Genomic DNA, 13,394 nt, shown 5'->3' on the forward strand with positions numbered 1-13,394 from the left:
GGAGTTGAACCAGCGTTCCCGAGTCCGCGACCAACCAGCGATTGTTAAAGCGATTTTGCCCCATTGCGGGCCTTCGAGGCGAGCCGCCATGAGCACCCTGTCCAGCCTTTGGTCCGAATCCGCCGACGGCCAGCTCGGCATCTGGATGTCGGCGCTGTCAGGCGTCGCGGCGGCGCTCGCCGTCGCGCTGGCGATGACAGTCTATTTCCGCCTGGCCTACCGCACCTGGCGCGATGTCGTCAGGCACGGACTGGCGGTGCTCGCGGCAGCCGCGCTGCTCGCGTTCGTTGCCTTCGACATGCGCCACGCCGCGCTTGCCTATCTCGGCCTCAACCCGTCCAAGCCGGCGGTGGAGTTCGAGATCCGGATGCCACGCGAAACCTTGACGGCTGCGTCCGCCGACGCTCAGATCGAGCTGCACACCGATCGCAACCAGACACTTGCGCTGGTCGACGGCGTCAGCGACCTCACTGACGGACGCGCGGTGCTGCGCGGCGCGGTCGCCCTCACCCATCGCACCACCGACCGCATGCTGGTGGTGAACCTGCCGGGCAAGGGCACGTTCGAGTTCCGCCTGCGCCTGCCGGCCGAGCCGCATCGCACCGAGCAGTTCGGCCCCTGGCATCTCGCCGACCGCATCGCCTCGCCCGTGGCGGGCAGCGTCGCGCAGCAGGACGCCTACACGATCCGCTATCGCGTGCTTTAAACTTTGTTTCATCGCCGATCTTGCGCCGATGTCATCGTTCCGACGTTTGGCTAGATGATACTTCGCGCATGTCCGAATTTCGCATCACGCAGATTTCCGACACGCATCTCGGCCGGCGCTTTGCCGGCCTGATCGCAAACTTCCAGGCGGTCAGCGAGCACATCGATGCAAGCAGGCCCGATCTCGTCATCAACACCGGCGACGTGTCGTTCGACGGACCGACGAGCCGCGACGATGTCGCGTTCGCGAAGAGCCTGCACGCCGCCCTGCCCGTCGACTGTCGCTACATCCCTGGTAATCACGACATCGGTGACAATCCGACGGCGCTCGGGCCGGCGCCGAAGCCGCCGGTCACCGAGGCGCACCGCCAGCAATTTCGCGACATCATCGGCGAGGACCATTGGTCATTCGATGCTGCCGGCTGGCGCTTCATCGGCCTCAACTCGCTGGTGATGAATTCAGGGCTCGCGTTCGAGGCCGAGCAGTTCGATTGGCTCGCTTCGGAGATCGCCGAGGTGAACGGCAGGCCGGTCGCGCTGTTCATCCACAAGCCGCTGTTTCTCAACCTGCCCGACGATCCTGAACTCCCGGAGACCTCGATCCGCTACGTGCCGCAGCCGGCGCGCGCGCGGCTGATCGAGATGTTCGCGCGCGCCGATCTCCGCCTGGTCGCCAGCGGTCACGTGCATCAGCGCCGCGACTTCACGTCCCGCCACGTCAGGCACGTCTGGGCGCCCTCAGCCGGCTTCAAGATCAATGACACACGCCAGGATCGGATCGCGATCAAGGAGACGGGCCTCGTCGAGTACCGCTTCGCGTCAGACAGTTTTGAAGTCCGCCACGTCCGCGCCGCGGGCCAGGTCGATATCGACATCGAAGAGCTGTTCGCCCAGATGGGCGGCGAGCACTAGCTCAGCTCTCAGGCGAAGCTCTTGAGATCGTGTTGGATTGCAGCCAGCAACGACTGCAGCGCCTCGCTGCTCACCGGCTGCGGCGCCGGACCATTGGCGGGGACCACGTTGACGCGGTCGGTCGTCCTGACCGATGGCTTCGGAAAGCGCGGCGGAGGCGCCGGCATCGCGGGAGCAGCAGACTCGCCCTCCTCCTCGCTGTGCACGAACTTGCCGTGGATGACGTCGTCATGGCGGCCCATGACATACATGGCCGCCCAATAGCCGGCAGCCAGCAGGATTACGCAGAAAATACCGATCTCTAACATCGCAGCACCTGAAATATGCGCGATGATTCAATGCCTTCGCCTTGGCGTCAATGAACCCTCGGTCACACGCTGCGCCTTTTACGGGCAGGTGTGGCCGATCGGTAACTATTTGTTAACCAGCAACGTCCCGTATGTGGCACAGGCGCAACTCCAGGACGCCCCAGGCCTCCTGGAGACGCTAGAAGCCCTGGCTTTACGCCTTGTCAGGCCCGACCCGGACCAGCTGCTTGCCGAAATTGGCGCCCTTCAGGAGCCCCATGAAGGCGCCGGGAGCGCTCTCCAGGCCGTCGGTGACGAACTCCTTGTACTTCACCTTGCCATCGCGGACCCATCCGGACATGTCGCGCAGGAAGTCGCCATGGCGCGAGGCGAAATCGGAGACGATGAAGCCGCGGAAGGTCAGCCGCTTGGTCAGCGTCGCGCGCATCATCGATGCGGCCCATTTCGGCGGCTTGGCTTCGGTGTCGTTGTAATGCGCGATCAGGCCGCAGACCGGCACGCGCGCGAACGGATTGAGCAGCGGGAAGACCGCCTCGAACACCGCGCCGCCGACATTCTCGAAATAGACGTCGATGCCCTTCGGGCAGGCGTCTTTCAGCTTCGCCGCCAGATCAGGATCGCGGTGATCGATGCAGGCATCGAAGCCGAGCTCCTTCACCACGTAGTCGCACTTGTCCTTGCCGCCGGCGATGCCGACCGCACGTGCGCCCTTGATCTTCGCGATCTGGCCGACGGCGGAGCCGACTGCGCCGGAGGCACCGGCGACGACGACGGTCTCGCCGGCTTGCGGCTTGCCGATGTCGAGCAGGCCCGTGTAGGCGGTCATCCCGGGCATGCCGAGCACGCCGATCGAGGTCGAGATCGGACCGAGCTTGGGATCGACCTTGATGAGACCCTTGCCGTTCGAGATCGCATGCGTCTGCCAGCCAGTCCGTGCGCGCACGATGTCGCCCTTGGCAAAATCAGGATTGTTGGAGGCCGCGACCTCGCTCACCGCTTCGCCTTCCATCACGCCGCCGACCGGCACCGGCGCGGCATAGGACGGACCATCGCTCATGCGCCCGCGCATATAGGGATCGAGCGAAAGCCAGATCGTGCGCAGCAGAACATCGCCAGCGCCCGGCGTCGGCACCGCGAATTCCTCCAGACGAAAATCGGATGATTTGGGCTCGCCGACGGGACGCGCGGCGAGAACGATGCGTTTGGCGCTATGCTGATCTTGGGACATGGCTTCCTCCTGACTGCTTGTTGCAGTCATTTAGGAGGTACGCGGGAATGAAGCAAATCCCAACACGCTCGTTGTCATCGCCCGCGAAGGCGGGCGAGCCAGTACTCCGAGACAGTCGTGATTGAACCGAGGAACCGTGGCGTACTGGATGCCCCGCCTTCGCGGGGCACGAGACCGCGGATCAGGCACGAAAGCGAGAACTAACCGCCGCCCGGATAGTTCGGACTCTCGCGCGTGATGGTCACGTCGTGGACATGGCTTTCGCGCAGGCCCGCGCCGGTGATGCGGACGAACTGCGCCTTCGCGTGCAGCTCGTTCATGTCCTTGGCGCCGACATAGCCCATGGCAGCGCGGAGGCCACCGGCGAGCTGGTGCATGACGTTGCCGACCGGGCCCTTGTAGGGCACCTGGCCCTCGATGCCTTCAGGCACGAGCTTGAGGGAATCCTTGATGTCCTGCTGGAAGTAGCGGTCGGCAGATCCACGCGCCATCGCACCGACCGAGCCCATGCCGCGATAAGCCTTGTAGGAACGGCCCTGCCACAGGAACACTTCGCCGGGCGTCTCGTCGGTGCCGGCGAGCAGCGAGCCGACCATCGCAATGTCAGCGCCGGCGGCGAGCGCCTTGGCGAGATCGCCGGAAAACTTGATGCCGCCATCGGCAATGACGGGGATGTCGGACTTTTTGGCGGCCTCGACCGCATCCATGATCGCGGTGAGCTGCGGCACGCCGACGCCGGCGACGATGCGCGTGGTGCAGATCGAGCCCGGGCCGATGCCGACCTTGATGCAATCAGCGCCCGCATCGATCAGCGCCTGCGCGCCGTCCGACGTCGCGACGTTGCCGGCGACGACCTGCACGGAGTTGGAGAGACGCTTGATGCGGTTCACCGCATGCAGCACGTGACGGGAATGGCCGTGCGCGGTGTCGACGACGACGAGGTCGACGCCGGCATCGATCAGGCGCTCGGTGCGCTCGAAGCCGGTGTCGCCGACGGTGGTGGCGGCGGCGACGCGGAGGCGCCCCTGCGCATCTTTGCAAGCGAGCGGATGGGCGACGGCCTTCTCGATGTCCTTGACGGTGATCAGGCCGACGCAGCGATATTGATCGTCGACGACCAGCAGCTTCTCGATGCGGTGATGGTGCAGCATCCGCTTGGCTTCGTCCTGGCTGACATTCTCGCGCACCGTGACGAGGTTCTCGCGCGTCATCAGCTCGGAGACTTTTTGCCGGCGGTCGGTGGCAAAACGCACGTCGCGGTTGGTGAGGATGCCGACCAGCTTGCCGGGCGTCGCCTTGCTTGCGCCGGTGACGACGGGAATGCCGGAGATGCCGTGATCGCTCATCAGCTTGAGCGCATCGTCGAGCGTGGCCTCGGGGCTGATGGTGAGCGGGTTAACCACCATGCCCGACTCGTAGCGCTTGACCTGCCGCACCTGAGCGGCCTGGCCTTCGGGATCGAAATTGCGATGGATGACGCCGAGGCCGCCGGCCTGCGCCATGGCGATGGCCATGCGGGCTTCGGTGACGGTGTCCATGGCGGAGGCCATGATCGGGATGTTGAGTGGAATGGCGCGGGTGACGCGGGAGCGGATGTCGACCTCGCCCGGCATGACGTCGGACAGGCCCGGCTTCAACAGCACGTCATCGAACGTAAAAGCTTCGCGGATGCCCTGAAGTTGCACCGTGGCCATATGCCAACTCCTTCCTGCGGCCGTGCCGCAAACGATTATGGATGAGCGCCGCCCTCGGCGTACCTTGCGGCATCGCCTTGAGAATCGGAGCCCATCGGTGGGGTTGACGCGGGTCGATAGCATGTCCGCGTGACGAATCAAAGCAAATCGGACCGCTGGCCAGCCATGCACAGGCTTTTTTGCGCAAATTCGGCGGGGATTGCCCATCCCCGCAGTCATTCCGGGGCGCGACGAAGTCGCGAGCCCGGAATCCATTCCGCAGCGGTCCCTGCGGCCCAATGGATTCCGGGCTCGCGCCAAGTGGCGCGCCCCGGAATGACAAAGGGGGTGGGTTCAGGATTTAGGTGCTATGCGTTCATCCGCAATAGTCCCGGCGGGATGGCGATGATAAGCCGAAATTCTCGCCCCCGCTCCATTTCCATGACCAACCCGACATGCTCGACAAGCAACGCATCATTCCGCTGATCGTGGCCACGGCTCTCTTCATGGAGAACATGGATTCCACCGTCATCGCCACCTCGCTGCCGGCGATCGCGGCCGACATCGGCACCAGCCCGCTGACGCTGAAGCTCGCGATCACGTCCTACCTCTTGTCACTCGCCGTGTTCATCCCGGCGAGTGGCTGGACCGCCGACCGGTTTGGCGCGCGCATGGTGTTCGCGATCGCGGTCGGCGTGTTCATGATCGGCTCGGTCGGCTGTGCGCTGTCAGGTTCGGTTACCGGCTTCGTGGTCGCACGCATCCTGCAAGGCATGGGCGGGGCGATGATGACGCCGGTCGGGCGCCTCGTGCTGCTGCGTTCGGTCGACAAGAGCGCGCTGGTCAACGCCATGGCCTGGGTGACGGTCCCTGCCCTGATAGGCCCCGTGATCGGCCCGCCGCTCGGCGGCTTCATCACGACCTACGCGTCGTGGCACTGGATCTTCCTGATCAACATCCCGATCGGACTGCTCGGCATCTTCATGGCCTTGAAGTTCATTGAGCCGATCAAGAGCGAGACACAGGAGAAGTTCGATCTCTACGGCATGGTGCTCGCCGGTGTCGGGCTTGCCGGCATCGCGTTCGGTCTTTCGGTCGCCGGCCTCAATCTGTTGCCCTGGAGCACGGTGGCGGCCCTGGTTGCGGGCGGCGCGATCTCGATGACGCTCTACGTCATTCACGCCCGACGGACGGGTTCGCCGGTGCTGGATTTCTCGCTGCTGACCTTGCCGACATTGCGCGCGGCTATTATCGGCGGCTTCATGTTCCGGCTCGGCATCGGCGCCCTGCCCTTTCTGCTGCCGCTGTTGATGCAGATCGGCTTCGGCCTGTCGCCGTTCCATTCCGGCCTTGTCACCTTCTCCTCCTCGCTCGGCGCGATGGGCATGAAGACGCTGGCGGCGCGCCTCATCCGCGCCTTCGGCTTCCGCAATCTGATGACGGTGAATGCGATCGTCAGCGCGTTCTTCCTCGGCGTCTGCGCGCTGTTCACGGTGACGACCCCGCTGCTGATCATCATGGTCATCCTGGTGGTCGGCGGCTTCTTCCGCTCGCTCGAATTCACCGCGATCAATACGGTGGCCTATGCCGAGGTCGACAGCCCGCAGATGAGCCGCGCCACCACGCTGGTCAGCGTCAACCAGCAGCTCGCCGTCTCCGCCGGCGTCGCGGTCGGCGCCGCCTCGGTGGAGACGACGATGTGGCTGAACCATGTCAGCGAGCTCAATGCCACCGTGTTCATGCCGGCCTTTGTCGTGGTGGCGCTGACCTCGGCGGCCTCGAGCTGGTTCTTCTGGCAGATGCCGAGCGATGCAGGCCACGAGATCTCCGGCCGCAAGGCGATCGAGGTCGCAAGCCGCAAGGGCGCGGCGAAGAGCGCCGCGAGCGCTGCGGTGAAAGCGGCGACCGAAGATACGCAGGACATGCGCGATCAGCGGCTTGGGTAGCCCACGATACCAATCGCTCAGATTCGGAGCCCGGAAACCGTCGCTCAATCCGCGTCAGGCTCGGAAAAGGATTACTCGCCTTTGACCGAATGACCTCCGCGGTTCTCGAACCGACTGGACATGCCTTCGTCGCCGCGATCTGCGGGATAGGTTGCTCGCCGCATCTGCCTCGCGAGGCTGCCAAACTGCTTGGCGCCCTCCGACATGCGGCGCATCTGAAGTTGAAGATGTGCCAGACCGTCCTCAAGCAGAGCGAATTGTTCGAGAAAGCGTTCCTCGATACGTTCTTGTTCGGTGAGACACCTTTGGTTCGTGTCGCGAACGTCGGCACAACATCTCATGGAGTCACTCCTGCGTAGACCATGGATCTGCATGGTCCGAAATGTGACCGGAGTGTAGAGGCCGCTGCCCGTCTGTAGCGAGGCCTCTACCTGTTCGATCCAATGATCACTCGACCGCCGGGACTTTCGTGCGGCCCACGGACCGGACAGTCGTGGCCCCGTCGTTCATCCAGCACTCACGTGATCGTAACGACCACCTCGAGATAGGTGCTGGGAACGACGAGGTCGCCGCGATCGCCCCAATTCGATTTCTCCAGCAGATCGAGAATGTCGGCCTCCAGCGCCGCTGCCTTGTCCGCGTCCAGCGCGGCGAATGCGCGGTTGGTGGGACCGTAGAATGAACGAAAAACGTCAAGCCAATGGGCCGGAGACCGGTACCGGAAAGTGAACGTCTGCTCCAAGGCATTGATCTGCTGACGGGGAAACAGCTCGCCAAGCCGCGCGACGGTGCCCCACAGCGTCGGCGACCTAACGCCGGACGGCGGCGGCGCATACTTTCCGACGAGCTTGAGGAGCTGACCGATGAATCCGTCCGGCGTCCAGTTGGCGAGCCCGATCTTTCCACCGCGGCGCACCACACGCACGAGCTCGGCCGCCGCCTTATCCTGATCTGGGGTGAACATGACGCCGAATGTAGACAACGCAGTATCGAAGCTGCCGTCGGGAAACGGCAGCGCCTCGGCATCGGCCTCCTGGAAATCGACGGCAACGCGTTCGGCGGCGGCGCGCTCCCGACCCCGCTCGAGAAGCGCGCCGACATAGTCGGTGGACGTGACTTGCGCGAAGCGGCGCGCAGCGGCAAGCGTCGCGTTTCCGTTACCGGCGGCGACATCGAGCACGCGGCTCCCAGCCCGCAGATCGAGAGCCTCGCACAGCCGCTCGCCCACGATCTGAAGCGTGGTCCCGATCATCGCATAGTCACCTGCCGACCAGACCGTGCGCTGTCGTTGTTTGATGGAAGTATAGTCGAGGGGGAGCGTCGTCACTGACATCAGTCATCTCCTGTTGCCCGGCAACCCGCCGGAAGCGGCATCGCATCTCGCGATTGGACAACAGCGAGCCATAACTGCCCGAAGGCATCCAGTTCCGTAACTGAACCGGAGCGGTACAGATTCTGTACTGGCCAATCTGTCGACTTCCTCCTAGCCTCGCGACCTCGGAGACGACTGGCCGAAAGGAAGCAATCGAATGGCGGATGGCGGCTACAATCAGTTCTGCCCAGTTTCAATGGCAGCCGAAATCATTTGCTCTCGCTGGACGCTGCTTGTCTTGCGAGAGCTGGTAATGGGATCGACCCGGTTCAATGAGCTGCGGCGAGGCGTCCCCAGCATGTCGCCTGCTCTTCTATCCAAGCGACTCAAAGAGCTCGAAGCCGCGGGCATCGTCACCCGCGTCGCCGCAGAGCGGGACTCCGGCGTCCACGAATATCATCTCACCGAAGCGGGGACGGAGCTGCGCCCAATCATCGAAGCCATCGGCGCCTGGGGCCACAGATGGGTGACGACAGAAGCAACCTTGAAGAACCTCGATGCCAATCTTTTGATGTGGGACGTCAGGCGAACTCTCAATACCGATCCGATGCCGCCACGCCGCAACACCATCCAATTCATTTTCAAGGACAGACCCAACTCGGAGCGCAACTATTGGCTGATCGTGGAGCCGAACAAGGACGTTGACCTCTGCCTCGTCGATCCAGGCTTCGATGTCGATCTCTACGTGTCGACGGATCTTCAATCGATGACCGAGATCTGGCTTGGATACGTAACTGCCGACCAGATGTCGGATGATGGTCGGCTTGTCCTGACCGGGAGCAGCAAGCTGGCCACCGACCTCCGCGCTTGGTTGAAGCTCAGCGTGTATGCCAATTTCGAGAAAAAAGTGGCCTAAGGCTCGAGCGTCCAAACCAATCGCAGCGCCGATGATCGGCGCACTCTAACTGCGCCCACGAAACCCCGTCGCGAGCACATAGCGCTCGGAGGAATCCTGCCGGCTTGCTGCCGGCTTGACATGACGCACCGTCGCAAAATCGCGCTTGAGCTGCGCGAGCAGGTCGGCGTCGGCGCCGCTCTGGAAGGTCTTCGCGAGGAACGTGCCGCCGGGCTTGAGCACATCGCATGCGAAGGCAGCCGCCGTCTCGACCAGGCCGACGATGCGGAGCTGGTCGGTCTTGCGGTGGCCGGTGGTGTTGGCGGCCATGTCGGACATCACGACATCGGCGCCGCCACCCAGCATCGCGGTGAGCTTGTCGGGCGCGTCGTTGTCCATGAAGTCGAGCTGCGCGAAATCGACGCCGGGAATCTCCGGCATCTCCAGCAGGTCGATGGCGACGACCTTGCCCTTGCCTTCGACCGAGCCGACGCGCTTGGCCGCGATCTGGCTCCAGCCGCCGGGTGCGGCCCCGAGATCGGCCACGGCCATGCCCGGCTTTAAGAAGCGAAACTTGTCGTCGATCTCCAGTAGCTTGAACGCGGCGCGCGACCGATAGCCCGCGGCCTTCGCCTTGGCGACATAGGGATCATTGAGCTGCCGCTCCAGCCACAGCTTCGACGACAGCTTGCGCTTGCCGCCGGTCTTGACCTGGACGTGCAAGCGGCCGGTGGTGTCTTTCGCCATCTCACCAGCTCCTGAGCGCGCCGTCCTCGCGCATCATCTCGACCAGCATGCCCTCGCGCAGGCCACGGTCGGCGACGCGCAGGCGCGGCAGCGGGAACGCGTGCCTGATGGCATCGAGGATGGCACAGCCAGCCAGCACCAGATCAGCACGCTCGACACTGATGCAGCTGTTGCCCGCGCGCTCCTCGTAGCTCATGCTGAGCAGCTTGTTGATGGTCGCGGTGATGTCGGGATCGTTCATCCAGATGCTGTCGATGCGGCGGCGATCGTAACGCACGAGATTGAGATGGATGCCGGCGAGCGTCGTCACGGTGCCCGACGTGCCGAGCAGATGCATGTCGGTGAGATCGCGGCCGTGCTCCGCAGCGAACGGCGCAACGTGATTGGCGACCTCCTGCTCCATTGCGGCATAGATCGCCGGCGTCACGTCGCGACCACCAAATTGCTCGGCCAGCGTCACGACGCCGAGCGGGATCGACATCCACGCCTTGATCCGCGGCTCCGGATCTTGCGGGTCGCGCTCGATCCGCACCAGCTCGGTCGAGCCGCCGCCGATGTCGAACAGGATGGCGCCGCGGCCCCTGGGATCGACCAGCGGCGAGCAGCCGAGCATCGCGAGCGCGGCTTCGGTCTCGCGGTCGATCACCTCCAGCTCGATGCCGGTCTCGGCCGCGACGCGGCTGCGAAAACCTTCCGCATTCGAGGCCGCGCGGCAGGCTTCGGTGGCGATCAGCCGCAGCCGCTTGGCCTTGCGCAGGTTGATCTTGTCCCGGCAAATGCTGAGCGCGGCGATGGCGCGATCGATCGCAGCCTCGCTGATGCATCCCGTCGCCGAGACGCCCTCGCCGAGCCTGATGATGCGCGAGAAGGAATCGACCACGCGAAAACCATCGTGGGTCGGACAGGCGATCAGGAGCCTGCAATTGTTGGTCCCGAGGTCCAGCGCCGCATAGACGCCGGTTCCCGGCGCCTGCGCAGGGACTGCAGGCTCCGTGGCCAACGCCACCGCCGCCATCGACCCCTCCAGCTCACCGTGCGGCGCAAGGCCGTCGCGGAGCCGCGTGTCGTCATTCATACAAACTGTCTTTCCACGACCCTAAGGGGCCGATCCGGAATTGATTTTTCGCCTGAAACATTAGCAGCGCGGCTGGCATGCGCAACATCGCATCACATAGGACCATGCCCATTCGTGCGTTGTCGTGAACGGGACCGTGGGCTATTTTTGGCGGGTCCGGTCCTCCAGGCGCCCCCAAATCGCGCAATTGCCGGCTTTTCAGGTCAACTCCATGCAAGAACACACCAAATCGTCCACGCTCGAAAACGCTATTGCACTGCAAAAATATGGGGTCGGGCAGCCCGTCCGCCGCAAGGAGGACGACACGCTGGTGCGCGGAAAGGGCCGCTACACCGACGATTTCAATCTGCCCGGCCAGGCCCATGCCGTGATTGTCCGTTCCACCCATGCCCATGGCATGATCCGCGGCATCGGCGTTGACGCGGCCAAGGCGATGCCGGGCGTGCTGGGCGTGTGGACCGGGACGGATCTCAATGCCGCCGGCTATGGCCCCTTCACCTGCGGTCTGCCGCTGAAGAGTCGCGACGGCTCGCCCCTGCTCCAGACCAACCGCCATCCGCTGGCAACCGACAAGGTCCGCTTCGTCGGCGATCCCGTCGCCTTCGTCGTCGCGGAGACGCTGGCGCAGGCGCGCGATGCGGCCGAGGCAGTCGAGCTCGACATCGAGCCGTTGCCGGCGGTGACCGATCCCGAGGAAGCTGCCAAGCCGGGCGCGCCGCAGCTTTACGATCACATCCCCAACAATGTCGCGCTCGACTATCACTATGGCGACACGGAGAAGGTGAACGCGGCCTTCGCCAGCGCCGCCCATGTCACCAAGGTCGACATCGAGAACACCCGTGTCGCGGTGGTGTCGATGGAACCGCGCGTCGGCCTTGCCTCCTACGACAAGAAGACCGAGCGCTACACCATCCAGATGCCGACCCAGGGCGTCGCGGGCAACCGCGCCAACCTTGCCAAGAACCTGAAGGTGCCGAACGACAAGGTGCGAATCCTCACCGCCAATGTCGGCGGCTCCTTCGGCATGAAGAACGTCAACTATCCCGAGTACATGTGCATCCTGTACGCCGCGAAGGCACTGGGACGCCCGGTGAAGTGGCTCGACGAGCGCTCGACCAGCTTCCTGTCCGACAGCCACGGCCGCGCGCAGAAGATCCACGCCGAGCTGGCGCTCGACGCCGAGGGGCACTTCCTCGCAGCAAGACTGTCCGGCTACGGCAATCTCGGCGCCTATATCACCGGCGTTGCGCCCAGCCCGCTTTCGCTCAACACCGGCAAGAACTTCTCCAGCGTCTACCGGACGCCGCTAATGGCGATCGACATCAAGACGGTCTTGACCAACACCACTTTGATGGGTGCTTATCGCGGCGCCGGCCGGCCCGAGGCCAACTACTACATGGAGCGGCTGATCGACCGTGCCGCCGACGAGATGGGCATCAACCGGCTGACGATGCGCAAGCGCAACTTCATCAAGTCGAACCAGATGCCCTTCCCGGCCTCGTCAGGCGTCACCTATGACAGCGGCGACTTCCAGGCCGTGTTCAACAAAGCGCTGGAAATCTCCGACCACGAGAATTTTGCCAAGCGCAAGAAGGAGAGCAAGAAGGCCGGCAAGCTGCGCGGCATCGCCGTCGGCTCCTATCTCGAGGTCACCGCGCCGCCAGGCCCCGAACTCGGCAAGATCGTGTTCGATCCCGATGGCACCGTGCAGCTCATCACCGGCACGCTCGACTACGGCCAGGGCCACGCCACGCCGTTCGCTCAGGTGCTGTGTGCGCAGCTTGGCGTTCCCTTCGAGAGCGTGAAGCTCGTGCAGGGCGACAGCGACATCGTTCACACCGGCAACGGCACCGGCGGTTCGCGCTCGATCACCGCGAGCGGCCAGGCCATCGTGGGCGCCGCAAAGCTCGTCATCGAGAAGGGCAAGCGCGCCGCCGCGCATATGCTGGAGGCCTCGGAGGCCGACATTGAATTCGCCGATGGCGCTTTCACCATCGCCGGCACTGACCGCAGCATCGACATCATGGAGCTCGCCAAGAAGCTGCATGACGGCAAAATGCCGGATGGTGTGCCTGACTCGCTCGATGTTGATCACACCAGCGATCCCATCGCCTCGGCGTTCCCGAACGGCTGCCACGTCGCCGAGGTCGAGGTCGATCCTGAGACGGGCGTGGTGCAGATCGTGCGCTACAGCGCGGTGAACGATTTCGGCACCGTGATCAACCCGATGCTGGTCGCGGGCCAGCTCCATGGCGGCGTGGTCCAGGGCATCGGCCAGGCGCTGATGGAGCATGTCCGCTACGACGAGAGCGGCCAGCCGATCACGGGGTCGCTGATGGACTACGCGCTGCCGCGCGCCGAGGATGTGCCGAACATGACGGTCGGCGATCACCCGGTGCCGGCCACCACCAATCCGCTCGGCAGCAAGGGTTGCGGCGAAGCCGGCTGCGCCGGCAGCCTGTCGACGGTGGTGAACGCGGTGCTCGACGCGCTCTCGGACCACGGCATCAAGCACATCGACATGCCGCTGACCCCGGAACGGGTGTGGCGCGCGATCCAGGACGCGAAGGGGAAGGCGGCGTAGGCGACATTC

11 protein-coding genes are annotated in these 13,394 nt (G+C 64.3%); 5 read left to right on the forward strand and 6 right to left on the reverse strand.

What is annotated here, in order from left to right; genetic code table 11:
* The first annotated feature begins 88 nt into the window (after positions 1-88).
* Both L6639_RS01970 and L6639_RS01975 read left to right on the forward strand, forming a co-directional pair.
* Complete coding sequence (locus tag L6639_RS01970) at positions 89-706, forward strand: acriflavin resistance protein (protein ID WP_237858489.1); 618 nt, start codon at positions 89-91, stop codon at positions 704-706.
* A gap of 68 nt (positions 707-774) precedes the next feature.
* The gene (locus L6639_RS01975; protein ID WP_237858491.1) at positions 775-1,617 is read left to right on the forward strand and encodes a metallophosphoesterase family protein; all 843 of its coding nucleotides are present in this window, start codon (positions 775-777) and stop codon (positions 1,615-1,617) included.
* An 8-nt stretch (positions 1,618-1,625) separates the two neighbouring features.
* On the opposite strand, the gene L6639_RS01980 is transcribed toward L6639_RS01975, so the two are convergent.
* From L6639_RS01980 to guaB, 3 genes are all read right to left on the reverse strand, one after another.
* Positions 1,626-1,925 carry a hypothetical protein gene (locus tag L6639_RS01980; RefSeq protein ID WP_237858492.1) on the reverse strand — a complete coding sequence of 100 codons (300 nt, stop codon included), beginning with the start codon at positions 1,923-1,925 and terminating at the stop codon, positions 1,626-1,628.
* 193 nt (positions 1,926-2,118) lie between these two features.
* On the reverse strand, positions 2,119-3,153 hold the full coding sequence (locus L6639_RS01985; RefSeq protein WP_237858493.1) for an NADP-dependent oxidoreductase: 1,035 nt from the start codon (positions 3,151-3,153) through the stop codon (positions 2,119-2,121).
* Between the two features lie 200 nt (positions 3,154-3,353).
* Complete coding sequence (guaB, locus tag L6639_RS01990; RefSeq protein WP_237858494.1) at positions 3,354-4,847, reverse strand: IMP dehydrogenase; 1,494 nt, start codon at positions 4,845-4,847, stop codon at positions 3,354-3,356.
* Between the two features lie 434 nt (positions 4,848-5,281).
* Between guaB and L6639_RS01995 the strand changes: the two genes are divergently transcribed.
* Positions 5,282-6,772 carry an MFS transporter gene (locus L6639_RS01995; protein ID WP_237858495.1) on the forward strand — a complete coding sequence of 497 codons (1,491 nt, stop codon included), beginning with the start codon at positions 5,282-5,284 and terminating at the stop codon, positions 6,770-6,772.
* A gap of 517 nt (positions 6,773-7,289) precedes the next feature.
* Here the strand turns inward: L6639_RS01995 and L6639_RS02000 are convergent.
* A complete protein-coding gene (locus L6639_RS02000; RefSeq protein ID WP_237858496.1) occupies positions 7,290-8,105 on the reverse strand; it encodes a class I SAM-dependent methyltransferase in 816 nt (271 codons plus the stop codon).
* A 196-nt stretch (positions 8,106-8,301) separates the two neighbouring features.
* Here L6639_RS02000 and L6639_RS02005 point away from each other — a divergent pair, with 196 nt between their 5' ends.
* Entirely contained in the window at positions 8,302-9,000 is a 699-nt protein-coding gene (locus tag L6639_RS02005) for a winged helix-turn-helix transcriptional regulator (protein WP_237858497.1), read from the forward strand.
* Positions 9,001-9,045: 45 nt separating this feature from the next.
* Here the strand turns inward: L6639_RS02005 and L6639_RS02010 are convergent, their stop codons facing one another.
* Positions 9,046-9,726, reverse strand: coding sequence for an RlmE family RNA methyltransferase (locus L6639_RS02010; RefSeq protein WP_237858499.1), 681 nt, complete (start codon positions 9,724-9,726; stop codon positions 9,046-9,048).
* A 1-nt stretch (position 9,727) separates the two neighbouring features.
* Entirely contained in the window at positions 9,728-10,801 is a 1,074-nt protein-coding gene (locus L6639_RS02015) for a Ppx/GppA phosphatase family protein (RefSeq protein WP_237858501.1), read from the reverse strand.
* Positions 10,802-11,012: 211 nt separating this feature from the next.
* Between L6639_RS02015 and L6639_RS02020 the strand changes: the two genes are divergently transcribed.
* Entirely contained in the window at positions 11,013-13,385 is a 2,373-nt protein-coding gene (locus tag L6639_RS02020; RefSeq protein ID WP_237858503.1) for a xanthine dehydrogenase family protein molybdopterin-binding subunit, read from the forward strand.
* Positions 13,386-13,394: the final 9 nt, after the last annotated feature.

Source organism: Bradyrhizobium zhengyangense, from assembly GCF_022012555.1.
Classification (GTDB): domain Bacteria; phylum Pseudomonadota; class Alphaproteobacteria; order Rhizobiales; family Xanthobacteraceae; genus Bradyrhizobium; species Bradyrhizobium zhengyangense.

Excerpts from the sequence above, each read along its gene's own strand:
- L6639_RS02020 (WP_237858503.1), top strand. The coding sequence starts at position 11,013 with ATGCAAGAACACACCAAATCGTCCACGCTCGAAAACGCTATTGCACTG.
- L6639_RS01970 (WP_237858489.1), top strand. The coding sequence starts at position 89 with ATGAGCACCCTGTCCAGCCTTTGGTCCGAATCCGCCGACGGCCAGCTC.
- L6639_RS02010 (WP_237858499.1), bottom strand. The coding sequence starts at position 9,726 with ATGGCGAAAGACACCACCGGCCGCTTGCACGTCCAGGTCAAGACCGGC.
- L6639_RS01985 (WP_237858493.1), bottom strand. The coding sequence starts at position 3,153 with ATGTCCCAAGATCAGCATAGCGCCAAACGCATCGTTCTCGCCGCGCGT.
- L6639_RS01995 (WP_237858495.1), top strand. The coding sequence starts at position 5,282 with ATGCTCGACAAGCAACGCATCATTCCGCTGATCGTGGCCACGGCTCTC.
- L6639_RS02005 (WP_237858497.1), top strand. The coding sequence starts at position 8,302 with ATGGCGGATGGCGGCTACAATCAGTTCTGCCCAGTTTCAATGGCAGCC.
- guaB (WP_237858494.1), bottom strand. The coding sequence starts at position 4,847 with ATGGCCACGGTGCAACTTCAGGGCATCCGCGAAGCTTTTACGTTCGAT.
- L6639_RS02015 (WP_237858501.1), bottom strand. The coding sequence starts at position 10,801 with ATGAATGACGACACGCGGCTCCGCGACGGCCTTGCGCCGCACGGTGAG.
- L6639_RS02000 (WP_237858496.1), bottom strand. The coding sequence starts at position 8,105 with ATGTCAGTGACGACGCTCCCCCTCGACTATACTTCCATCAAACAACGA.
- L6639_RS01980 (WP_237858492.1), bottom strand. The coding sequence starts at position 1,925 with ATGTTAGAGATCGGTATTTTCTGCGTAATCCTGCTGGCTGCCGGCTAT.
- L6639_RS01975 (WP_237858491.1), top strand. The coding sequence starts at position 775 with ATGTCCGAATTTCGCATCACGCAGATTTCCGACACGCATCTCGGCCGG.